The sequence below is a fragment of the Methyloversatilis universalis EHg5 genome (assembly GCF_000378945.1).
Classification (GTDB): Bacteria; Pseudomonadota; Gammaproteobacteria; order Burkholderiales; family Rhodocyclaceae; genus Methyloversatilis; species Methyloversatilis universalis_A.
Genome location: NZ_KB900539.1, coordinates 3,791,295 through 3,813,532 on the forward strand (window position 1 = coordinate 3,791,295; position 22,238 = coordinate 3,813,532).

At 68.0% G+C, this 22,238-nt stretch carries 24 protein-coding genes; 10 read left to right on the forward strand and 14 right to left on the reverse strand.

Annotated features, from left to right (window positions below; translation table 11 throughout):
* Positions 1 to 117 precede the first annotated feature (117 nt).
* On the reverse strand, positions 118 to 741 hold the full coding sequence (gene yihA, locus METUNV2_RS0117245) for a ribosome biogenesis GTP-binding protein YihA/YsxC (RefSeq protein ID WP_018230721.1): 624 nt from the start codon (positions 739 to 741) through the stop codon (positions 118 to 120).
* Positions 742 to 850: 109 nt separating this feature from the next.
* Here yihA and METUNV2_RS0117250 point away from each other — a divergent pair, with 109 nt between their 5' ends.
* A complete protein-coding gene (locus METUNV2_RS0117250) occupies positions 851 to 1,501 on the forward strand; it encodes a c-type cytochrome (RefSeq protein WP_018230722.1) in 651 nt (216 codons plus the stop codon).
* A gap of 23 nt (positions 1,502 to 1,524) precedes the next feature.
* On the opposite strand, the gene METUNV2_RS0117255 is transcribed toward METUNV2_RS0117250, so the two are convergent.
* Complete coding sequence (locus METUNV2_RS0117255; RefSeq protein WP_018230723.1) at positions 1,525 to 2,346, reverse strand: ferritin-like domain-containing protein; 822 nt, start codon at positions 2,344 to 2,346, stop codon at positions 1,525 to 1,527.
* A gap of 66 nt (positions 2,347 to 2,412) precedes the next feature.
* Between METUNV2_RS0117255 and msrP the strand changes: the two genes are divergently transcribed.
* Both msrP and METUNV2_RS0117265 read left to right on the forward strand, forming a co-directional pair.
* Positions 2,413 to 3,369, forward strand: coding sequence for a protein-methionine-sulfoxide reductase catalytic subunit MsrP (gene msrP, locus METUNV2_RS0117260; protein WP_018230724.1), 957 nt, complete (start codon positions 2,413 to 2,415; stop codon positions 3,367 to 3,369).
* Between the two features lie 26 nt (positions 3,370 to 3,395).
* A complete protein-coding gene (locus METUNV2_RS0117265; protein ID WP_026188256.1) occupies positions 3,396 to 4,031 on the forward strand; it encodes a sulfite oxidase heme-binding subunit YedZ in 636 nt (211 codons plus the stop codon).
* A gap of 7 nt (positions 4,032 to 4,038) precedes the next feature.
* On the opposite strand, the gene METUNV2_RS0117270 is transcribed toward METUNV2_RS0117265, so the two are convergent.
* The 7 genes from METUNV2_RS0117270 to bioB all read right to left on the reverse strand — a co-directional run bounded on the left by METUNV2_RS0117270 (position 4,039) and on the right by bioB (position 13,097).
* Complete coding sequence (locus METUNV2_RS0117270; RefSeq protein WP_018230726.1) at positions 4,039 to 4,548, reverse strand: PEP-CTERM sorting domain-containing protein; 510 nt, start codon at positions 4,546 to 4,548, stop codon at positions 4,039 to 4,041.
* Positions 4,549 to 4,566: 18 nt separating this feature from the next.
* A complete protein-coding gene (locus tag METUNV2_RS0117275; protein ID WP_018230727.1) occupies positions 4,567 to 7,689 on the reverse strand; it encodes an ExeM/NucH family extracellular endonuclease in 3,123 nt (1,040 codons plus the stop codon).
* 87 nt (positions 7,690 to 7,776) lie between these two features.
* A complete protein-coding gene (locus METUNV2_RS0117280; RefSeq protein ID WP_018230728.1) occupies positions 7,777 to 9,714 on the reverse strand; it encodes a 5'-nucleotidase C-terminal domain-containing protein in 1,938 nt (645 codons plus the stop codon).
* Between the two features lie 117 nt (positions 9,715 to 9,831).
* Positions 9,832 to 11,040 carry an MFS transporter gene (locus METUNV2_RS0117285; RefSeq protein ID WP_018230729.1) on the reverse strand — a complete coding sequence of 403 codons (1,209 nt, stop codon included), beginning with the start codon at positions 11,038 to 11,040 and terminating at the stop codon, positions 9,832 to 9,834.
* Positions 11,037 to 11,207, reverse strand: a complete 171-nt coding sequence (locus tag METUNV2_RS19920; RefSeq protein WP_018230730.1) for a hypothetical protein — start codon at positions 11,205 to 11,207, stop codon at positions 11,037 to 11,039. Before METUNV2_RS19920 ends, METUNV2_RS0117285 begins: the two co-directional genes overlap by 4 nt.
* Entirely contained in the window at positions 11,204 to 12,109 is a 906-nt protein-coding gene (locus METUNV2_RS0117295) for a methyltransferase domain-containing protein (RefSeq protein WP_018230731.1), read from the reverse strand. Before METUNV2_RS0117295 ends, METUNV2_RS19920 begins: the two co-directional genes overlap by 4 nt.
* 7 nt (positions 12,110 to 12,116) lie before the next feature.
* Entirely contained in the window at positions 12,117 to 13,097 is a 981-nt protein-coding gene (bioB, locus tag METUNV2_RS0117300; RefSeq protein WP_018230732.1) for a biotin synthase BioB, read from the reverse strand.
* A 23-nt stretch (positions 13,098 to 13,120) separates the two neighbouring features.
* Here bioB and METUNV2_RS0117305 point away from each other — a divergent pair, with 23 nt between their 5' ends.
* Positions 13,121 to 13,897, forward strand: coding sequence for a ComF family protein (locus METUNV2_RS0117305; protein WP_018230733.1), 777 nt, complete (start codon positions 13,121 to 13,123; stop codon positions 13,895 to 13,897).
* Between the two features lie 59 nt (positions 13,898 to 13,956).
* Positions 13,957 to 14,442, forward strand: a complete 486-nt coding sequence (gene trmL, locus METUNV2_RS0117310; RefSeq protein WP_018230734.1) for a tRNA (uridine(34)/cytosine(34)/5-carboxymethylaminomethyluridine(34)-2'-O)-methyltransferase TrmL — start codon at positions 13,957 to 13,959, stop codon at positions 14,440 to 14,442.
* A 12-nt stretch (positions 14,443 to 14,454) separates the two neighbouring features.
* Here trmL and METUNV2_RS0117315 read toward each other — a convergent pair whose 3' ends face one another.
* From METUNV2_RS0117315 to METUNV2_RS0117335, 5 genes are read right to left on the reverse strand one after another with little or no spacing between them, the layout of a single operon-like run.
* A complete protein-coding gene (locus METUNV2_RS0117315; RefSeq protein WP_018230735.1) occupies positions 14,455 to 15,444 on the reverse strand; it encodes an NAD(P)H-dependent glycerol-3-phosphate dehydrogenase in 990 nt (329 codons plus the stop codon).
* A gap of 16 nt (positions 15,445 to 15,460) precedes the next feature.
* The gene (locus METUNV2_RS0117320; protein ID WP_018230736.1) at positions 15,461 to 15,910 is read right to left on the reverse strand and encodes an SH3 domain-containing protein; all 450 of its coding nucleotides are present in this window, start codon (positions 15,908 to 15,910) and stop codon (positions 15,461 to 15,463) included.
* Positions 15,910 to 16,389 (reverse strand): protein-export chaperone SecB, encoded by a 480-nt coding sequence (gene secB, locus METUNV2_RS0117325; protein ID WP_008062986.1) that lies wholly within the window; start codon positions 16,387 to 16,389, stop codon positions 15,910 to 15,912. The genes METUNV2_RS0117320 and secB overlap by 1 nt, the downstream gene beginning before the upstream one ends.
* 35 nt (positions 16,390 to 16,424) lie before the next feature.
* Positions 16,425 to 16,682 carry a glutaredoxin 3 gene (gene grxC / locus METUNV2_RS0117330; RefSeq protein ID WP_018230737.1) on the reverse strand — a complete coding sequence of 86 codons (258 nt, stop codon included), beginning with the start codon at positions 16,680 to 16,682 and terminating at the stop codon, positions 16,425 to 16,427.
* A 4-nt stretch (positions 16,683 to 16,686) separates the two neighbouring features.
* Entirely contained in the window at positions 16,687 to 17,103 is a 417-nt protein-coding gene (locus METUNV2_RS0117335; RefSeq protein WP_018230738.1) for a rhodanese-like domain-containing protein, read from the reverse strand.
* A gap of 277 nt (positions 17,104 to 17,380) precedes the next feature.
* On the opposite strand from METUNV2_RS0117335, the gene gpmA reads away from it, so the two are divergent.
* The 5 genes from gpmA (at position 17,381) to METUNV2_RS0117360 (ending at position 22,235) form a co-directional block, all read left to right on the forward strand.
* Positions 17,381 to 18,202, forward strand: coding sequence for a 2,3-diphosphoglycerate-dependent phosphoglycerate mutase (gene gpmA / locus METUNV2_RS0117340; RefSeq protein ID WP_018230739.1), 822 nt, complete (start codon positions 17,381 to 17,383; stop codon positions 18,200 to 18,202).
* Positions 18,190 to 19,449: a murein hydrolase activator EnvC family protein gene (locus METUNV2_RS0117345; RefSeq protein ID WP_232415707.1), complete on the forward strand. Its 1,260-nt coding sequence runs from the start codon at positions 18,190 to 18,192 to the stop codon at positions 19,447 to 19,449. The genes gpmA and METUNV2_RS0117345 overlap by 13 nt, the downstream gene beginning before the upstream one ends.
* 43 nt (positions 19,450 to 19,492) lie before the next feature.
* Complete coding sequence (locus tag METUNV2_RS0117350; protein WP_018230741.1) at positions 19,493 to 20,878, forward strand: S41 family peptidase; 1,386 nt, start codon at positions 19,493 to 19,495, stop codon at positions 20,876 to 20,878.
* A gap of 77 nt (positions 20,879 to 20,955) precedes the next feature.
* A complete protein-coding gene (locus METUNV2_RS0117355) occupies positions 20,956 to 21,417 on the forward strand; it encodes a hypothetical protein (RefSeq protein WP_018230742.1) in 462 nt (153 codons plus the stop codon).
* Positions 21,418 to 21,476: 59 nt separating this feature from the next.
* Positions 21,477 to 22,235 carry a HesA/MoeB/ThiF family protein gene (locus METUNV2_RS0117360; RefSeq protein WP_018230743.1) on the forward strand — a complete coding sequence of 253 codons (759 nt, stop codon included), beginning with the start codon at positions 21,477 to 21,479 and terminating at the stop codon, positions 22,233 to 22,235.
* Positions 22,236 to 22,238: the final 3 nt, after the last annotated feature.

The window sequence follows — 22,238 nt, forward strand, 5'->3', positions numbered from 1 at the left end:
CGGTCACAGGCATGGACGGTGCGAGCCGTCACCCGCTTCACCTCCCTGAGCGGGTGCCTACAAGCGAGGCGTTTCGTACCCACGGCGACATCCCCTTGAGCCGTGGGTTTCTTTTTTTCAGGGCTCTGGGGTCGCGTCCGGCAGGGCGGCGGTCAGCCAGGGCGCCACCACCTTTTCCACTTCGTCCACGCCGGTCTTCTTCAGGCTGGAAAACAGCTGCACCGTCACCTGATCGCCCATGCCGGACAGCTGGTTGCGTACATCGGCCAGCGTAGAGGCCTGCGCGCTGCGGGTGAGCTTGTCCGCCTTGGTGAGCAGCACGTGCATCGGCTTTCCGCTCTGCGAGAACCACTGGATCATGTTCCAGTCGAGTTCGGTCAGCGGATGCCGCGAATCCATGATGAGCACCAGCCCGACCAGGCTTTGGCGCTCCTTCAGATAGCGCTCGATCAGGCCAGCCCAGGCGCGACGCACCTCGGGCGGTACCTGGGCAAAGCCGTAACCCGGCAGATCGACCAGAAAGCCGCCCTTGACCAGCTTGAAGTAGTTGATGAGCTGGGTGCGGCCCGGCGTCTTGCTGACGAAAGCCAGTCGTGTATGGCCGACCAGCGTGTTGATCGCGCTCGACTTGCCGGCGTTGGAACGACCGGCAAACGCGATTTCGGGTCCGGCCGCCGCCGGCAGACCGGTCGGCTTGGCTACGGAGATATGGAAGGCAGCGCCACGGAACAGAGAGGACAAATCAGAATCGCGCAATGCGCGCCCGGGAAAACGCGGTAAAATGGGGAGTTTAGCGTATCACCGAAATTTTCCCGGACCTTTGCCCGGCATCACCCGCTCAAGGATAGTCATGCGCCACCTCAACGCTCTCGGTTTCGCCCTGTCTCTGACCCTCGTTTCGGCCAGCGCGCTGGCTTCCGAAGAAAAAGCCGCTCCCAAGGCAGACGCTGCCGCGGGCAAGGCGATCGCCACCCAGGTGTGCGCGGCCTGTCACGGCGCCGACGGCAACAGCACCATTCCGGCCAACCCGAAGCTGGCCGGTCAGCATCCGGAATACCTGTACAAGCAGCTCACGAATTTCAAGGGCAAGGACGGCAAGCCGGCCGAGCGCGTCAACGGCGTGATGTCCGGCATGGTGGCCGGTCTGTCCGATCAGGACATGCGCAATGTCGCCGCCTACTATGCCAGCCAGAAGCCGGCCGGCGGTCAGGCCCGCGGCTCGCGTGAAAGCATCGAACTGGGCCAGAAGATCTGGCGCGGTGGCGACCAGTCCAAGGGTCTGCCGGCCTGTTCCGGCTGCCACGGCCCGGCCGGTGCCGGCCTGCCGGCGCAGTACCCGCGCATCGCCGGTCAGCACGCCGACTACACCGAAGCCCAGCTGAAGACCTTCCGCGTCGGCGAGCGCGCCAACGATCCGGCCAAGATGATGCGCATGATCGCGGTGAAGATGACCGACGCCGAAATCAAGGCGGTCGCCGACTACGCTGCCGGCCTGAAGTAATCCGCGCGCGGCGCCGGGCCGGCTCAGCCGGCACCGGGCGGCGCACGGCGCTCCGCCGCCAGCGTCGCGATCTCGTCTGCCGAAAAGCCCGCCTCCAGGCGGGCTTTTTCGTTCACCGGCGGCTGCAGCCGCGGCGCGTCGAATTCGTTGAACAGGCGCAGGAAGGTGGGTTCCGGCGCCAGCCCGCGCTGCGCGCACAGCAGCCGGAACCAGCGGTCGCCGATCGCCACGTGGGTGATTTCGTCGGTGAGCACGATGTCCAGAATGCCCAGCGCCGCCTGGTCACCGATGGCGCGCAGCTTGGCCATGATGGGCGGCGTGGCGTCCAGCCCGCGCGCCTCCAGCACCCGCGGCACCAGCGCCATCCGGATCAGCGCGTCGTGCGCGGTGCGGCTGGCCATGTCCCACAGTCCGGCATGCGCCGGAAAATCGCCGTAGTCGTAGCCCAGCGTCCGCAGATGGGTGCGCAGCAGCCCGAAATGGCGCGCCTCGTCGGCGGCCACCCGCAGCCAGTCTGCGAGGTAGTCGTCCGGCAGTTCGCGGAAGCGCCACGCGGCGTCCAGCGCCAGATTGATGGCGGTGAATTCGATGTGGCAGATGGCGTGGATCATCGCGCCATGCCCTTCGCGGCTGCCCATGCGGCGCGAACGCAGTGCCGACGGTTCGACCAGTGCTGGCCGCTCGGGCCGGCCTGCGTCGGGAATGTCATGCGGCGGCCCGGCGCTGTGGTCGAACACCACGCCCGCCTGCCAGTCGCGCCACAGCGCAGCCACCTGCGCACATTTGGCGTCCGGGTCGGCGCACATCAGCGCGGCGTGCAGTTCGTGAAAAATCTTTCGGCTCATGGGCGGTCTATCGGTAAGTTCTGGGCAACGCGTACGGTCTGCTGCCGTGACAGGAGGAGTTTACCCATGCTGATCAAACGCCCGGCCGATATCGCGCCGTCTGACATCACCCCGCGCGCGCTGTTCGACAGCCGCCGCGACTTCATCCGTACCGCCGGCCTCGGGCTGGGCGCCGCGCTGATCGGAGCCGGCCTGCCGCGTACCGCGCAGGCGGCCGGCTACGGTGGCCAGCCGCTGGGGCCGCTGGTGAAGAGCCCGTACTCGACCGGCGAGAAGCTGAACGACTATTCGGACATCACCGGCTACTGCAATTTCTACGAATTCGGCACCGACAAGAGCGATCCGTCGCGCAACGCCCACCGCCTGAAAACGCGGCCATGGACGGTGAGCATCGAAGGTCTGGTGAACAAGCCGAAAACGCTGGCCATCGACGACGTGCTGAAGCTTGCGCCGCTGGAAGAGCGCATCTACCGGCTGCGCTGTGTCGAGGCGTGGTCCATGGTCATTCCGTGGGTGGGCTTTCCGCTGTCGGCGCTGCTGAAGCAGGTCGAGCCGCTGGGCAGCGCGAAATACGTCGAGTTCACCACGCTGGCCGACCCGCAGACCATGCCCGGCGTGCGCAGCGGCGTGCTGGACTGGCCTTACGTGGAGGGGCTGCGGCTGGACGAAGCCATGCATCCGCTGACACTGATCGCGGTCGGCCTGTACGGCGAAGTGCTGCCTAACCAGAACGGCGCTCCGATGCGCCTGGTGGTGCCGTGGAAATACGGCTTCAAGAGCGCCAAGTCCATCGTGAAGATACGCTTCACCGACAAGGAGCCGGTCAGTTCATGGACCCGCGCGGCGTCGCGCGAATACGGCTTCTATTCCAACGTGAATCCGGATGTCGACCACCCGCGCTGGAGCCAGGCGCGCGAACGCCGGCTGGGGGAATTCACCAAGCGCAAGACGCTCATGTTCAACGGCTATGGCGACCAGGTCGCGTCGCTGTACACCGGCATGGACCTGAAGAAGAATTTCTGACCATGCGTATCACGATGGGTCCGAAGATGCGCCTGCCCCGCTTCAACCCGGACCGCCGGCAGTTCACGCTGATCTGGCGCGCGCTGTGGGTGGCCGGCCTGCTGCCGCTGCTGATGCTGGTGTCGGCCGGCCTGCGCGACGCGCTCGGGGCCAATCCGATCGAGTACATCACCCGCGCCACCGGCGACTGGACGCTGCGGCTGCTGCTGCTCACGCTGGCGGTCACGCCGCTGCGCCAGCTCACCGGCTGGCACTGGCTGGTGCGGCTGCGCCGCATGCTGGGTCTGTATGCCTTCTTCTACGCCTGCCTGCACCTCACCACCTATGTGTGGCTGGACCAGTTCTTCGACTGGCCGGGCATGCTGAAAGACATCGCCAAGCGCCCCTTCGTGACGCTGGGCTTTGCCGCCTTCGTGCTCATGCTGCCGCTGGCCGCCACCTCGACGAACGCGATGATCCGCCGGCTCGGCGGTCGCACCTGGCAGGGCCTGCATCGCGCGGTGTATGCGGTCGCGGTGCTCGGTGTGGCGCACTACTGGTGGCTGGTGAAGAAGGACCTTACCGAACCCATCCTGTACGCCAGCGTGCTGGGCACGCTGTTCGCACTGCGGCTGTGGCACGCCCTGCGCCTGCAGCGCACGCTGCAGGCGCAGGCGGCCTGAACCGCGATCAGGCCCGGCGGCGGGCCATGCCGGCGAGCAGCGCCAGACCGCCGGCCATCAGCGCCCAGCTGCCCGGCTCCGGCACCGCCGGCGTGAAGGCCAGCGAACCGGCGCCGGACAGACCGCCCACCGTGTCATAGGCGACGAAGGCTTCGCCGATCTGCTCGTAGCCCGCCACCAGCGAGAACAGCGGATCGCCGCTGGCGACGCTGTAACCCACGCCGACGAAACGGCCATCGACAAAGGCCGCTTCGGCCGGCGCGGCAGCATCGGCCAGCGCGTAGTGCTGGCCGAGCAGCGTGAAGCTGAAGCTGTCGAGCAGCAGCCATTCCTGGCCGACGCCGGTCAGCGCGGCGTCATCGAAGGCTACGCTGCCGCTGTAGGCGGCACCGATGAAGGCGCCGGAGTCGAACTGGCCGGAAAAGTCCCAGTTCTGGATCGCGGCCTGGGCCGGCAGGGCAGCCGCCAGCGTGAGCGCCGAAGCGGCGGCGAGTACGGCATTGCGCAGCATGTTCATGTCTGTATTCCTTTCGTTTTAGAGGCCAAGGTCGCGGGCAGCGTCGATGCGGGCGGCGGTCACGCCGCGCAGGGTCACCAGCGCACGCGGTGCGGCCGTGCCGGCCAGACCGTCGGTGTCGATCTGCACGGTGACGCCGGCGCTGCCGTCGAGCAGGCGCACGTGGCCGGCGGCCCAGGCGACGCTGCGATCGAGGCCGAGGCTGGCCAGCAGTGCGCTCAGGTCGATGCGGTCAGTGCCCGGCACGAAGTCGGTCACGGTATCGACGCCGTCGCGCAGGCTCAGATAGACGAAGGTGTCGGCGCCAGCGCCGCCGGTCAGCGTGTCCGCGCCTTCGCCGCCGGTGATCACGTCATCGCCGGCCGATCCGGTCAGCGTGTCGCGACCGGCACCACCCCGGATCGCCTTCTGCAGCGACAGGCCTACCAGCACCGGGTCGTGGTCAGACGAGCGGAAGGCGTTCGGCGCGTACAGGTCCTGCGGCTTGAACTCGGTGTTGTAGTCGATGACCGACGGTTCGTCCGCATTGATGCGCCAGTGCGCGGCACCGGTGATCTGGGCGCTCAGGCTGACGGTGGCCAGCGCGTGGTCCAGATAGCCGGCTTCGCCGTCGAACACGTAGGAGTAGCCGAACGCGTCGAAGCGATCGATCTGGTCAACATAGCCATTGGCGGTCAGGTCGAGGATGGGGTCTTCCTTGCCGTAGGCGTTCAGGTCACCGATCACGATCACGTCGGCGTCACCGGCCGAAGCCTGCAGGCCGGCAATGGTGCCGCGCAGCGCCTGCGCCTGCTGCACCCGCAGCGCGTTCCAGCAGCCCTGGCCGTCGCCCTGGTCGAGATCGGCGCCCGAAGTCGGGCAGCTGCCCTTGGACTTGAAGTGGTTCACCACCACGCTGAACTTCTCGCCATTGGCGGCGGCAAAGGTCTGCGCCAGCGGCGGGCGGCTGAACACCGCGCGGGTATCGCTCAGCGAGGCACCGGCGCGCGACAGACGGGCCGGCTTGTAGATCATCGCCACCTTGATTTCATCGCTGCCGGTGCCGTTGGCCGGGTCCGGCACCACCGCGTAGGTGCCGGCGCCGAGCACTGCATTGAGGCCGGCCACCAGATCCTGGATGGCGCTGCGGCTGCCGTCGCCGTCGTTCTCGATTTCCATCAGGCCGACGACGTCTGCGTTGAGCGCGCTCAGCGCGGCGACGATCTTGGCCTTCTGGCGCGAGAACTCGGCCGCGTTGCTGGCACCGCGGCTGGTCGGGAAACCGCCGCCCAGGCCGTCGCCGTTGAAGTAGTTCAGCACGTTGAAGCTGGCCACCTTCACGTTGCCGCCAACCGACGGCGCCGTGGCGCTGCGCGGGTTGCTGCGCACGAACACCGGCGCTTCGGTCGGGTGCAGACGGTAGTCGGCCAGACCGGTATTGCTGTTGGTGGCCAGACCGAAGTCGATCACACCGGTCACGCCGGCCAGCGTGTCACCGGCACGCACCGTGTTGTCGGCACCGATGTAGGGAATCGGATTCGGGTTCTGCAGGCTGCTGCCGTCGTCCAGCAGGAAGCTGCGGCGCGCGTTGTCCAGCGTCAGTGCGGCGGCTTCGGCGGACGCGGCCGGGTGGCGGTTGGTCGGCTTTTCCAGCCGGCCTTCGGTGGACAGCGTGAGCTGGCCGTAACGGCCGAGGAAGAAGTTCTGACCCACGGTGATCGGGCCTTCGACGCGCACCAGCATGCCTTCGTAGCGCTCCAGGCCTTCGGCCGGCATCGCAGCGATCACGGTCGGCGCGATGGCGTATCCGCTGCCCAGCAGGCTTGCGGTCGCATTCGTCAGCTGGGTGACAGGGTGAGCCAGCGTGCCAGCATTGGTGGCCGCACCGACGTTGAATTCCGTGACCGTACCGGTCACGCGCAGGCGCTGGCCCACGCTCACCGCGGGCGCGGTGCTGGTGAACACGAACAGGCCTTCCGAGGTCGCGTCGTCGCCATCCGGCAGGTCGTTCTGGATGAAGTAGCCGTTGTTGTTCAGGCGGGTCACGACGCCTTCGGTGATCACCGTCTGGCCGACCAGCGGGCTCGTTTCGCCGCTGCCCTGGATGGCCGGAATCGGCGTGATCGCCGCAGCGGCGGCCACCGACAGGTTCACCGTGCAGTCACCGCTCTGCGCTTCATTGTTGGCGAAGCGCAGCGTGATGGCATACGAACCGGCGGCGGTGGCGCTCGACACGTCGAGCGAGGCGGTGGCGGCATCGCCATCCGCAGCCGCCGGGCTCAGGCTGCCCAGCGTGACGCCGGCCGGCAGGTTGCCGACCACGCTCAGCGCATTGACCACGCTGTCGGCATCACTGCCCGAAACGGTGACGTTGCCGGACTGGCCGGCCTGCAGCGACAGCGACGGGCAGGTCGCGATGACCGGTGCATTGACACCGCCGGCCGTACCGCCCTCAACCACGATGTTGTCCACACCCACCCACTCGTCATTGCCGACCGCGTTGGTGGTGATGATGCGCAGCTGCAGCAGCGGCTGGTTGTCGGCCGCGGCCGGCAGCGTGACCGATACCGGCGTCACCTTGCCGGCCAGCGACGGGCCTTCGGTGGCATCGGCCACATAGGCGGCTGGCACATCGGTGAACGGGCCGCTGCCGCCGACGCGGAACTGCAGCGCAACCGGCTGCACCGCGTTGTCGGTCGAGCCGTCGAGATCGCGCAGGTCGTAGCGCACCGTGATGCCGCTGCGGCCGGTGGTGTCCAGCGACAGCAGCAGGAAAGGGGCGTCGGCAGTGCCTGAGCCGGTCAGGGCCACCACCGGGTCAGCCAGATGGAACTCGGCCACGCCACCGGTGGTGAAGGTGTTCGGGGCGGTCTGGTTGGCATTGACGTCGATTACGCCAGTGCCGTCGACCGTGATGGCGCGCGGATCGGCACCGGTAGCGGTGACCAGATCGTCACCGCGGTAGCCGGTGATGCCGGGCACACCGTCCCAGTTGTCATTGGCCGTGATGAGACCGATGTTGGACCAGTCCTGCGCGAAAGGCAGCGGCTGGGCGATGTTGTCGGCATGAGCGACCGACGCGAACAGGCCGGCCACGGCGGCGGCCAGAACAAGCCGGCGGGAAACCGGGCGAAGCGTAGCGGTACGGGAGAACGAGACCATGGGAATATTCCGTCGACAGGGTGTAGCGTAATCGAAGTGCCCCGCGCGCTGGGCGCGGGGCGCGGGGCGCGGATCAGCGATGCGCGATCAGGCGGCTGCGCGGCGGCGTGCGAAGAAACCGATCAGGCCCAGGCCGGCCATCAGCATGGCCCAGGTATCGGCTTCCGGCACCGGTGCGAGGGCGGCGTCGACCAGGCGGCCGGCGTTGTCCAGCGGGTTCGCGGCACCGTAGCGGCTGGCGGAAATCACGCCACCCAGACCGCCTTCGGCCACCGAGTCAGTGATGTATTCCTGCAGCGCCTGCTGGTAGGTGATGGTGTTGGTGGCGTTGTCGAACAGCACGCCCCAGGCCGCGAAAGCGTAACCATCTCCGCCGTTGGCGGTGAAGTCGATGGTGGTGAGCGACACGGTGCGCACACCGGCCAGCGCCTTGCCGTCGAGCACCAGCACGGTGCCGTCATCCAGCGTGATGCTGATGACGCGGCTGCCAACCGGGCGCGTGGTGTCATACACGACGCGCATGCCGGCAACCTGGGAGAAACGGCCGTCGGCATTGCCGCTTTCCGAAGCGTTGGAAACCGAGTGTTCCATCATGGCCTTGAGCTGTTCGGCATTCACGCTCTGCGCGGTCTTCACCAGATTGGTGAAGGGCAGCACATCGAAGGTGTTGCCCACGGTCACGTCGCCGGCAGCGATCGAGGTGCGGATGCCGCCACCGTTCTGGATGGCGATGTCGGTGCCGCCGGCGTGGCGCATCGCGTCGGCCACCAGATTGCCAATGTTGGTTTCGGCATTGCGCACACCGGCGGTGAAGCTGCCCGGAGCACCGGCCACGCCGCGCGCGCCATTGAGTGACACCTGCGAAGTGCCGATGACAGTGGCGTTGAGCACGCTGATGTAGGACTGCACCGGATCGACCACCGCGGTCTTCAGGAAGCTGTCGCCGCTCACGCGGTCGGCGTCGGCCGCGGCACCGCTCACGCGCAGCATGCGCGAGCCGTCGATGGCGGTCACCGCGCCGGTGCTGTCGTCGATGGTGAGATTCAGTTCGCCGACATAGCGGTTGCCGAAATTCGAGGTGACCAGCGCGACATCGCGGCCGTCGGCGCCCTTCACCATCTGCGGCAGACCGGTGATGCCGCGGGTGTCGCCCGGAATCAGCGTGTTGTCGGCATTGGCCATCAGCTCGTGACCGCCGCCGGACAGCACCACGTCCACATTGCGCAGCTGCGGGATGAGCACGTTGCGCTCGTTGGCCGCGTTCTGCAGATGGCTCATGACGATGACCGTGTTGGCGCCCTGGGCGCGCGCCGCGTCGATCTGGCCCTGCACGTGCGACACCAGCGCGTTCAGGTTCTGCGCTTCGGTATTGGTCGCGCTCCAGCCGGCGGTCATGTTCACCGCGCCGGTCGAGCTGATGCTGGGCAGCAGCGGCGTGGTCACGCCGACCACCGCCACCTTCTTGCCGCCGTCGGTGGTGAGCAGCGTGTAGGGCGCCACCTTGCCGGCTGAGGCCAGCGACGAGAACTCGGCGGTGGCACCGAAGTTCAGGTTGGACGACAGATAGGTGGTGCCGGACACAGCGGCGAAGCGCGCGGCCACCGTCGGACCGAGGTCGAATTCGTGATTGCCGAACACTGCGGCGTCAAAGCCGATGTGGCGCATCGCGATCGCGTCGTAGAAATCCTGGCCGCCGTCGCTGTAGGCGCTGCCCAGATTCACGAAGCTGGCGTTCAGGCGCGGGCCGGGCAGGAAGGCGTCGCCGGCGTTCAGCTTGAACACGGTGCGACCGGCGGCAGTTGCAGCCGATTCGGCGCCCGACATGACCGAAGCCAGACGGTCGATGCCGCCGTAGTAGGAAATCGCCTGCGAGGCGTTGTCGCGCAGATTGCCCTGGGCCGACAGCAGCCAGGATTCCTGGTCGCCGACATGCAGCAGCGTGAGGCCTTCGGCGAAGGCGGTGGATGCGAACAATGCGGACAGTGCGGCAGCGAGTGCCTGCTTGCGCAGCGGACGGGTATTCATGTTTCGGCTCCTGGAACGAGGTCGCCGGCGGAAAGCCGGCAGATGCGGAGCGCGAGACTAGGCGACCAACATGACCGCACATGGGCCGGTTTTCTCCGGCTTGATGGTCCGAACGGACTACCTTTCGCCGCGGGCGAACAGCGCCCAGATCAGGCAGCCGGTACCCAGCGTGCCGAAGGCGACGGTCCACGCCAGAGGGGTGTTCGTGCCCCCCGACAGATCGAGTGCGGCGCCGAAAACCAGCGGTGCGACAAAGCCGGCGCCGAAGCCGCCCAGCGAATACAGCGCCATCGCGGCCCCCCGCTGGGCCGGCGGCGCAGCGTGTACGAGACCCGCGGTCAGCGAGGCCGAATCGGCCATGACCGTCACGTTGTACAGCGACAGCAGCGCGAGCAGCAGCCACCAGGGCGCGCCGACCGCCGCACCGGCCAGCCAGCACATCAGGCCGGACGCGAACATGACGCGCACGATCCAGCGGCTGCGGCCGACCTTGCCGGCCATTTCATTGCCCAGAATGCTGGCCGGCTGGCCCAGCAGCATGACCAGCGCCGCCGCTTCGGTCGGCGTCAGCCAGGGGGCGGCGGCAGACAGCGTCCAGCCGAAGGCGATGAAAGCCACCAGCCAGGAGCGCAGGCCGAACAGCTCCCAGCAATGCACCGCGTAGCCACTGACCAGTATGCGCACCCGCGGATGTGCCAGCACCGGGCCGAAGCGCGGCAGCCAGCGCGCTTCGTGCGCCGCCGGCGGTTTCACCTCTCCGATGCGCCACCACACCAGCGCTGCGGCCAGCACCGGCCCCAGTGCCATCAGGGCCACGGCGTGCTGCCAGCCGAAGGCGCGGCCGAGCGCGCCGGCGACCAGCAGCGCGGCGCTGGTGCCGATGCCGAAACTCGATGTGTAGAAAGCGATGTGGCGGGTGCCGGCATCGTGCGGCACCCGGTCGGCCAAGACGCGCAGGCCGGGCATGTAACAGCCGGCCAGCCCGGCCCCGCTGACCGCCTGGAACAGGGCGCCGGTCCATAGTCCGGTCGCGGCAAGCGCGAAGCCGGTCATGCCGAGCGCCATCAGCAGATTGGACAGCACGAACACCACCCGCGCATCGACGCGGTCGGTGGCGCCCGACAGGAAGGGCACCGCCACCATGTAGCCGAAGAAGAAGGCGCCGCCGATGAAACCGGCTTCGGCGCCGCTGAGCGACCACAGCGCCGACAGTTCGGTCAGGAAGGACGGAAAGGCCGCGAGGCTGGTCATGCCCAGCACCTCGGCGCTGCACATGAGCAGCGTGAGCCGCACCGTCGCCGAGGCGCTGCCGGCGGTCGCGCTCACTCGTCGCGCGACTTCAGCCAGGCCGCCTTCTGGCGGGCGCGACCGGCCTTCTTGTCGGTGCGCGCGTGCTCGCCGCCCTTGCGCAGCAGCGCCGCGGTGGCCAGCGGATTGCGCGGCTTCAGCGTGCGCGGCTTGCGACTGAGGCGGGCCGCGGTCTTTTCGTTCATCGCCGGCCGCCGCGCTCGAACTTGATGATGGCGCGGCCGTCTTCGGTCTGTTTCGGCTCGCCGCGCCAGGCGTGGCCGTAGATGATTTCCATCGTGGCCGGCAGGCGGCCGTCCTCGGCGCGGCGCATCAGCGCCGCATCCAGCCGCGCACGGGCGCGCGGCGTGAGCAGTCCGCGCGGACGCCCGGCCAGCGCGGCCAGGCTGCCGGTATCGGCCAGATCGCGGTACAGCCCCTCGGGCGACGGGAAGGTGAGCGTGATGTGTTCCATGTCCATCACCGGCTCGGCAAAGCCGGCTTCGACCAGCATGTCGCCGACATCGTGCATGTCGATGAAGCGGTGGGCGCGGCCGGGCAGGCCGGCTTCGTCAAGCGCGGCGCGCAGTTCGCGCAGCGTGTCCGGCCCCAGCATGGAAAACATGAACAGGCCGCCCACCTTCAGCGTGCGCTGAATTTCGCGCAGCGCGGCCGGCAGCTCGGGCAGCCAGTGCAGCGCCATGTTGGACCACACCATGTCCTGACTGCGCGGTGCGACCGGCAGCGCGGCGATGTCGGCGCGCACGACGGCGGTCTGGCTGCCGCCAAGCACGCCGGGCAGCCAGCGCCGCCAGCGTGGCGTACGGCTCGCCGCCTGCGCCAGCAGTGCGGCCGAACGGTCCAGCCCCAGCATCAGCGCGTCCGGGTAGCGTGCCCGCAGCGGCTGCAGGTCGGCCCCGCTGCCACAGCCCAGATCGAGCAGTCGCGCCGGCTTCAGCGTGACCAGATCGAGCCGCTCCGCCATCCGGCGGGCCACTTCGCGGTGCAGGACTGCAGCGCTGTCGAAGCGCGCCGGCGCAATCTCGAAGCCATGCGCGACGGCACGGGCATCGAGTGCGTAGTCCGGAGGAACGGTGGGCGTGGCCAAGCCGGGTTCAGACCGATTTCAGTCCCAGGCGCTCGAACAGGCGGCGGTCGTTCTCCGCCTGCGGGTTGCCGGTGGTGAGCAGCTTGTCGCCGTAGAAGATCGAATTGGCGCCGGCGAGGAAGCACATCGCCTGCATTTCGTCGCTCATCAGTTCGCGGCCGGCAGACAGGCGCACATAGCTCTTCGGCATCGTGATACGGGCAGCGGCGATGGTGCGCACGAATTCGAACGGGTCGAGATCCGGCGCGTCGGCCAGCGGCGTGCCTTCGACCTTCACCAGATTGTTGATCGGCACCGATTCCGGCGGCGTGTCCATGGACGCCAGCGTGGAAATCAGGCCGGCACGCGCGCGACGGGTTTCACCCATGCCGACGATGCCGCCGCAGCACACATTCATGCCGGCTTCGCGCACCGCTTCCAGCGTGTCGAAACGGTCGCCCTGGGTGCGGGTGCCGATCACCTCGCCGTAGTACTCCGGCGCGGTGTCGATGTTGTGGTTGTAGTAGTCGAGACCGGCGTCCTTCAGCTTTTCGGCCTGACCTTCACGCAGCAGACCCAGCGTGGCGCAGGTCTGCAGACCGAGGCCTTTCACCGCCGCAATCATTTCGGTCACCTTGTCGAGGTCGCGGTCCTTCGGGCCGCGCCAGGCAGCACCCATGCAGAAGCGGGTGGCCCCGGCGTCCTTCGCGGCGCGGGCGGCGGCCAGCACTTCGTCGACCGGCAGCAGTTCCTGGCTGGTCACGCCGGTGTCGTGGCGCACCGACTGCGGGCAGTAGCCGCAGTCTTCCGGACAGCCGCCGGTCTTGATCGACAGCAGCGTCGAGCGCTGGATGGCATTGGCATCGAAGTTCTCGCGATGTACCGTCTGGGCGCGGAACAGCAGATCGTTGAACGGCAGCGCGAACAGCGCCTCGACCTGTTCGACGGTCCAGCGCTGGGCGGGCTGCGAACGGGAGGACGGCGGCAGATGAATGACCTGGGTGTGCATGGGTACGGAAGAGGCGCACGCGAATGCGCCGGAACGGCGAAGCCGCCATTTTCGTCGAAAACAGGGGCTTCATGTTGCAGCGCGTGATGAGGGTCGCGCCGGCCCGGCGCATCGCCCGCCTGCTGGACGCGCTGCTGCCGCAGGACTGCGTGCTGTGCGGTCTGCGCGCGGGCGACAGCCCGCTGTGTGCCGGCTGCCGCGCCGATCTGCCGGCCCTGCCCGCCGCCCATTGCCCGGTGTGCGCACTGCCGGTGGCGACCGCGCAGGTGTGCGGCCGCTGCCTCAAGCACCCGCCCGCCTTCGATGCCACGCTGGCGCTGTGGTGCTACGCGGCGCCGGCCGACCACCTGATCCACGCGCTGAAATTCCATGCCCGGCTGCCGCTTGCTCGCTTCTTCGCCGACGCGCTCGCGGCGCTCGATCTGCCGCCGGTCGACCGTCTTCTGGCCATGCCGCTGCACCCGCGCCGGCTGGCCGAACGCGGCTTCAATCCGTCGGTGGAGATCGCGCGTGCGCTGGCCCGGCGCACCGGAGTGACCTTCGACGCCTTCGCGCTGGAGCGGCTGCACGACACGCCGCCTCAGCGCGAACTGGCGTGGTCGCAGCGGCGACGCAATGTGCGCGGCGCGTTCGCGCTGCACCGCGACGCGGACGTACGCGGCCTGCATGTGGCGGTGGTGGACGACGTGCTCACCACCGGCGCCAGCCTGCACGAACTGGCCCGGGTGCTGAAGGCCGGCGGCGCACTTACGGTGACCGCGCTGGTGCTGGCGCGCACGCCGAAGCTGCGCGGGCGCTGAATGCGTGCGCACCGCCGATCCGCGGCACAATCCGGCCTCCGATCGATTCCGCACGCCCCATGTTCCACATCGTCCTGTACCAGCCGGAAATTCCGCCCAACACCGGTAACGTGATGCGCCTGTGCGCCAATGGCGGCTTCAGGCTGCATCTGGTGAAGCCGCTCGGCTTCGACATCAGCGACAAGCACCTGAAGCGCGCCGGCATGGACTACCGCGATCTGGTGAATGTGACGGTGCACGAGAACTGGGCGGCGCTGGCGGACGCGCTGGCCCTGCAGCCGGACGACGGCCGGCTGTACGCGCTGAGCACCCGCGGCCGTACGCCGCACACGCAGCCGCAGTACCGCGCCGGCGACATTTTCCTGTTCGGACAGGAAACCGCCGGACTGCCGCAGACGCTGCTGGACACCGTGCCGGAAGCGCAGCGTCTGCGCATTCCGATGCGCCCGGACAGCCGCAGCCTGAATCTGAGCAATTCGGTCGCCATCGTGGCCTACGAGGCTTGGCGACAGCACGGATTCGACGGGGCCTTGCAGCCCGGGTAAAGGTCGCCGGCCTCAGCCGGCGGTTTCGACCTTGGGGTCGCGCGCCAGCAGGCGTTCGACCGCCTGCGGGGCGGCCAGACGGCCATCGAGCACCGCCGCCACCGCCTGCGTGATCGGCATGTCGACGCCCAGGCGGGTGGCCAGCGCAGCGGCTTCGCGTGCGGTGGGCACGCCTTCGGCGACATGGCCAAGCGTGGCCAGCACCTCGTCCAGCGTACGGCCTTCGGCCAGCAGCAGGCCGACCCGCCGGTTGCGCGACAGGTCGCCGGTACAGGTCAGGATCAGATCGCCCATGCCGGCCAGACCCATGAAGGTCTGAGTGCGACCGCCGAGGGCAACGCCGAGGCGGGCGATTTCGGCCAGACCGCGGGTGATCAGTGCGGCGCGGGCATTCATGCCGAAACCCAGGCCGTCGCACACGCCGGTAGCGATCGCCATCACGTTCTTCACCGCACCGCCGACTTCGACGCCAGCCAGATCGTCGTTGGCGTACAGCCGCAGCCGCGGGCTGTGCAGCGTGCTCACCACCGACTGCGCGAAAGCGAGGTCCTCGCTGGCGACGGTGATCGCGGTCGGCTGGCCACGCGCCACCTCGATCGCGAAACTGGGGCCGCTGAAGGCGCCGCGGGCGACACCGGCCGGCAGCAGTTCGCGCGCCACCGCGTGCGGCAGCAGGCCGCTGCCCTGTTCGAAGCCCTTGCACGCCCACAGCACCGCCGGCACCGCCGACTGCGCGACGGCGGCCAGCGATGCACGCAGGCCGGCGATCGGCGTGGCGATCAGTGCGAGCTCACAGCCGGCGAGCGCGGCCGGCAGATCATCGTGGATGGAAATGGACGCTGGCAGCGCGATGCCCGGCAGCAGGCGCTCATTGCGACCGGTAGTGCGCAGTTCAGCGGCGTGGCCGTCGTCGCGGGTCCGCAGTCGGACCTCATGATCGGCCGCATAGGCGACCGCCAGCGCGGTGCCCCAGGCACCGGCGCCGAGTATGCAAAGTTTCATGCGGATTGCGGGTGCGTCACAGCCCCCACACCTGGCTGATGCGGACAAAGCCGCTCTGGCCATCGCGGTGCTTCACCCGCGTCCAGCCGGCCGGCGCCTGCTCGTTGAGCAGCGGTTCCAGCAGCACCCGGCGTTCGGCTTCGAACACCAGCGGTGCGCCGTCTTCAGGCTTGGCGAGCACGCGCGCCTTTTCTGCGGTCACGATGACCGAGCGCTGCGGCGACAGGGCGGACGATTCCACCCAGGCCAGCATGCCGCCCGGTTCGCGCACCTTGACCCAGCCGGCCTGAGTGCGCACGACTTCGACCGGCGTCTGGCGCGCGATCACATACTGCTGGCGCGCCTGCTTCGACGGCGCGTCGTACAGCACGGCCACGTCGGCAAGCGAGCGGTATTCGAGCCCCGCCGCCAGGGCGGCGGGCGCGAGGGCGACGGCGGCAAGCGCCGCCAGCGCAAGACGCTTCATCACTGAACGGTGGGCGCGCCGTTCTGGGCCTGGTCAGCCTGGGCACGCTGCTGATACAGCGCCTCGAAGTTCACCGGAGCCAGCACCACCGGCGGGAAGCCGGCGCGGTTCACCGCGTCCGACACGCTTTCGCGGGCGTACGGGAACAGGATGTTCGGGCAAGCGATGCCGAGGATGGGCTGCAGGTCTTCCTGCGGCACGTTGCGGATCTGGAAGATGCCGGCCTGACGCACTTCGACCAGGAACATGGTCTTTTCAGCGATCTTGGCAGTGACGGTGACGGTGAGCGTCACGTCGTACACGCCGTCCTGCACCGCCTTGCCTTCGGTCTGCAGCTGGATCTGCACGTTCGGGTTGTCGCGCGTCAGGAAGATTTCCGGCGCATTCGGCACTTCGATCGACAGGTCCTTCACATAGACCTTCTCGATCGAGAACACCGGGCCCTGGGGCTGTTGGGGTTGCACTGCTTCGTCGGCCATATCTCTATTCTCGGTGGGTGATGAACGCCGCAGGGTCAGCCCTGCAGCAGCGGATCCAGCTTGCCTTCGCGGTCGAGCGCGTGCAGTTCGTCGCACCCGCCCACATGGAAGTCGTCGATGTAGATCTGCGGCACGGTACGCCGGCCGGTTTTCTCCATCATTTCAGCGCGACGCGACGGGTCTTCGTCGACGCGCACCTTTTCGATGTCGGTCACGCCCTTGGCCGCGAGCAGCCGCTCTGCCCGCACGCAGTACGGGCAGTAGCCGCTGGTGTACATCAGCACATGGGCCATGGCGTCACTTCTTGGTCAGCGGCAGCCCGGCCTGTTCCCAGGCACCGATGCCACCGTCGAGCGCAAACACCTTGTCGAAACCGGCCTTGCGCAGCGCGGCGCAGGCGCTGGCCGAACGGTGGCCGCTGGCGCAGACGACGATGAGCGGCCGATCCTTGTACTTTGCCAGATCCCCCAGTCGCGACTCGATCTGGCCGGACGGGATGTGGCGCGAACCGGCGACGCGGCCGGTGGCCCATTCGGCCTGTTCGCGCACGTCGATCACCTGCGCGTCCTCGCGGTTGATCAGCTGGGTGGCCTGGGCCGGCGACACGCGCGGGCCGAAGGTTTTCTGGCGCAGCGTCATCACGATCAGGGCGATGCCGCTGCCGAGCGCGGTGATGGCCCAGATGTAGTTGTTGTTCTGAGTGAGGAAATCCATGGGGAGGAGAGGCTGGAGAGCAGTGTGGGCGGGGCGGTCCGGGGCTGGAAACGGCCTCCTGTAACGGGGTCCGCATCATCACCGGGAACGGCTCATCCGGCAACGGCCGGATTGCAAGCTGTCATGTCCGGGCCAATTTTTACCGGGCCGCGCGCTGCGTTTTCTGGGAAAATACGCATTTTAGCCCAAGCGCGGTCCGTCCACCTGCAGACCACGAGTCCGCAGTGCAGCACGTCTCACCGGGGCGTCGCGCGTCACCACATAGCCCACCCGAAATATGTACAAGCTCGTTCTGCTGCGCCACGGCGAATCCGTCTGGAACAAGGAAAACCGCTTCACCGGCTGGACCGACGTCGGTCTGACCGACAAAGGTGAAATAGAGGCCCGCGAAGCCGGCCGTCTGCTCAACCGTGAAGGCTACCGCTTCGACATGGCCTTCACTTCGGTGCTCAAGCGCGCCAACAAAACGCTCTATGTCGCGCTCGAACAGCTGAACCTGATGTGGATCCCGATCCGCCCGACCTGGCGGCTGAACGAACGCCACTATGGCGCGCTGCAGGGCCTGAACAAGGCACAGACCGCGCAGAAGTTCGGCGAGGAACAGGTGCTGGTGTGGCGCCGTTCCTACGACACCCCGCCGCCGGCGCTGGAAGAGGACGATCCGCGCCTGGACCGCAAGAACCCGCGCTACGCCGAAGTGCCGGACGCCGAATTCCCGCGCACCGAATGCCTGAAGGACACCGTGGCCCGCGTCATCCCGTTCTGGGACGCGGAAATCGCGCCGCAGATCAAAGCCGGCAAGAACGTGCTCATCGTCGCTCACGGCAACAGCCTGCGCGCGCTGATCAAGTATCTGGACAACGTGTCGGAACAGGACATCCTGGGTCTGAACATTCCGACCGCACAGCCGCTGGTGTATGAGCTGGACGAAAACCTGAAGCCGACCCGCCATTACTACCTCGGCGATCAGGAAGCCATCCGCGCCGCCATCGACGCGGTGGCCAACCAGAGCCGTGCGGTGCCGCAGCGTCAGCGCCCGCCGATTCCGGAATCCGAAGAGCCGCAATCGGCCGAACAGCGCGCACCGTGGATGGAGTGAAGGGCTGGCTGATCCGGGCGCTGCTGTGCGCACTGCCCGGAGCCGCCCTCGCCGAGCGCGCAGTCCAGCCCGGACCGGACCAGCTGCGCGCTCTGCAGCAGCGCATGGAAGCGCTGCGCGATGAACTGAACCAGTCTGAAAGCGCCCACCGCGAAGCCCGCGACGAGCTGCACAGCTCGGAAAAAGCGATTTCCGACGCCACCCGCACGCTGCGCGACATCAGCGACCGCCGCCGGGCGGTTGAAGCCACTCTTCTCGACAACCGGCGCGAGGTCGCGGCCGGTGAGGCGCAACTGCATACGCAGCAGGAGCAGCTGGCCCGGCTGCTGCGCGGCCACCAGCGCGCCGGCGAAGCCGATGCGCTGCGCCACCTGCTGTCCGGCACCGATCCCAACCAGAGCGCGCGCGACCTGCACTATCTGCGCAGCCTGTCAAAAAGCCAGCTCCGTTTGATGGACGAACACCGCGCCACGCTGGCCAGGCAGCGCGAACTGCTGGCCACTCAGGATGCGCAGCTGGAAGAGCTGCGCACACTGGAAGAAGGGCGCGAACGCGAACGCAAGACACTGCAGGCCGAACATGACGTGCGCCGCAAGGTGCTGGACCGCATCGCCGGCCAGCTGCGCAGCGAGCGCAAGGAACTGGCCCAGCTCAAGCGCGACGAGGCCCGGCTGGGCCGGCTGGTCGAATCGCTGTCACGCCGCAGCGTGCGCACGCCCCCCCGCCCCGCCGCACAGCCGACCAGCCCCGCAACGCCCGCCGGCGAGGATACGCAGGGCACGGCCGCCGCACCGCGCGGCCGCGAAGCCAGCGGCCCGGTGGTGCAGTCGGCGCCGGTGGACCACGGCGGCGTCGCCTTCACGAAACTGCGCGGGCGCCTGCCCTGGCCGGCCAGCGGAGAACTTGCGCGCCGCTTCGGTGCCCAAAGCGCCGATGGCGGCACACCGCTGCGCGGCATCTTCATCCGCGCAGCCTCCGGCGACGTGAAGGCGGTCGCTGCCGGCACCGTGGTGTTCGCCGACTGGCTGCGCGGCTTCGGCAACCTGGTCATCGTTGACCATGGCGATCACTATCTGAGCATCTATGGCAATAACGAAGCGGTGCTCAAAGCGGTCGGCAGCACGGTGCGAGCTGGTGAGGTGATCGCTTCGGTGGGCGCCAGCGGTGGGGCTTCGGAATCGGGTTTATACTTTGAATTGAGGCATCAGGGACAAGCGCTCGACCCCTTGAAATGGGTTGCGCAGTAAGGGTTTCAGCCCGCCCTGGCCATCATTTTCGCGGAGTGCATCGATGCAGAAGAAGTTGCAGCAAACCGGGCTGGTCTTGATCGGACTGTGCGCCGGCGTACTGCTGAGCCTGAATTTCTCCGCCAACGCGAACAAGACGCCCGGCTCCACGCTGCCGGTCGAAGAACTTCGCCAGTTCGCCGACGTACTCAACGCGGTGAAATCCGGCTATGTCGAGCCGGTCGATGACAAGAAGCTCATCACGCACGCGATCAGCGGCATGCTGTCCGGTCTCGATCCGCATTCGGCCTACCTCGATCAGGACGCGTTCAAGGACCTGCAGGCAGGCACCCAGGGCGAGTTCGGCGGCCTCGGCATCGAGGTCGGCATGGAAGACGGCTTCGTCAAGGTGGTGTCGCCGATCGAGGACACGCCCGCCTTCCGCGCCGGCATCAAGGCTGGCGACCTCATCATCAAGCTGGACGACACCTCGACCAAGGGCCTGACCCTGGGCGACGCGGTCAAGCGCATGCGCGGCAAGCCGGCCACCAGCATCCGGCTGACCATCGCGCGCAAGGGCGAAACCAAGCCGCTTGAAGTCACGCTGACCCGCGAAATCATCAAGGTGCAGTCGGTGAAGTCCAAGCTGGTCGAGCCGGGCTACGGCTATCTGCGCCTGACCCAGTTCCAGGAAGCCAGCGCCGAAGACATCGCCAAGCACATTGGCCGGCTGTACAGGGACGGCGAACTGAAGGGTCTGGTGCTTGATCTGCGCAATGATCCGGGCGGCCTGCTGCATGGCGCAGTCGGCGTGTCGGCCGCCTTCCTGCCACCGAAGTCGCTGGTGGTGTCGACCGACGGCCGCACCGAAGACGCCAAGCGCCGCTTCATCGCTGCGCCGGAAGACTATCTGCGCGGTTCGCGCGAGGACTTCCTGGCCACGCTGCCGGCGGGTGCCAAGACCGTGCCGATGGTGGTACTGGTGAATTCGGGTTCGGCCTCGGCCTCAGAAATCGTCGCCGGTGCGCTGCAGGACCACAAGCGGGCGGTCATCATGGGCACCCAGACCTTCGGCAAGGGCTCGGTGCAGACCATCATGCCGCTGGCCAACAACACCGCGATCAAGCTCACCACCGCGCGCTACTACACGCCGAACGGCCGCTCCATCCAGGCCAAGGGCATCGTGCCGGACATCGTGGTCGAAGAGTCGCCCAACGGTTCGGGTGGCGGACTGCGTCTGCGCGAAGCGGACCTCGACCGCCATCTGGGCAATGACAAGGAACCGGAGGAATCGGTGGTCAGGCCCGCGGCCGGCAAGGCCAAGCCGGGGCGGGACGACGACGACGACGCCAAACCGGCCGCACCGTTTGAATTCGCCACCGGCTCGGACTACCAGTTCACCCAGGCCCTGAATCTGCTGAAGGGCCTACAGATCATGCAGAAGAACTGAGGTCGGGCCTACTGCGGCCTGTCGAGGCCGCGACCGGGTGGTGCCCGCCGGGCGCCACCGGATGCAGGAGCTGAATCATGGTCGCACATGCCAGCCAGCGTCGTTTCGGCCGCGAGCACCGCGCGCCGCGCAAACCCGGTTACGGCCCTCAGGCCGGGCTGATGAAGCACCGCGAACTGCGCTTCTGCAAACGCTGTCCGCGCAGCGCCGGCGATGCGCTCGACCTGATCGGGCGCATCGGCCGCATCGTGGTGACCGGCCAGCGCGAGCGCGTGATCGCGATCGAATACAGCCTGGCCGAGCACAGCTTCCGCAGCATTGAACGGGCGTTGCGCAAGCACGGTTTCGTGCTCGACCGCTCGATCGGCATGCGGCTCATTCGCGCCGTGCTCTATTTCTGCGAGGACACCCAGCTGCGCAACCTGAAACAGCCGGAGCGGCTGATCAAGAAATCGAACGAAATCTACGTGCAGGCCTGGGAACACCACGCGCACGGCGACCACGACGACACCCCGAGCGAACTGCGCGAATACCGCTGAGTACGCCGTCCCACCCGCCACATTTCGCCGCCCGCACCCCGAGGCGGCCACCGCCCCCCATGAACGACCAGCAACTGCTGCGCTACAGCCGCCACATCCTGCTCGACCCGATCGGCATCGAAGGACAGGACCGCCTGCTCGGTTCGCGCGCCCTCATCGTCGGCGCCGGCGGCCTCGGCTGCCCGTCCGCCCTCTACCTCGCAGCGGCCGGCGTCGGCACGCTGGTCATCGTCGATGACGACGAGGTGGACATGACCAATCTGCAGCGGCAGATCCTGCACCGCGAACAGTCGGTCGGCCGCGCCAAGGTGGAGTCGGCGCGCGATGCGCTGCACGATATCAATCCGGGCACCGAAGTGATTGCGCTGAAGCAGCGCCTGGCTGGCGATGAACTGCAGGCACAGGTGGCGGCCGCGGACGTGGTGCTGGACTGCAGCGACAACTTCGCCACCCGCCACGCGATCAACCGCGCCTGCGTGGCGACCCGCACGCCGCTGGTGTCGGGTGCGGCCATCCGTTTCGATGGTCAGGTGGCGGTGTTCGACAGCCGCGAGCCGGACGCGCCCTGCTATCACTGCCTGTTTCCGGAAGGCGGCGAATCGGAGGAAGTGCGCTGCGCGGTGATGGGCGTGTTCGCGCCGCTGACCGGCATCATCGGCACGGTACAGGCGGCCGAGGCGCTGAAGATACTGGCGCAGACCGGCCGCACGCTGGCCGGCCGCCTGCTGCTGCTGGACGCGCTCGGCATGGAGTGGCGCAGCATCACGCTGCCGCGCGACCCGGGCTGCGCGGTATGCGGCGCGGGTCAGACCGCCTGACCC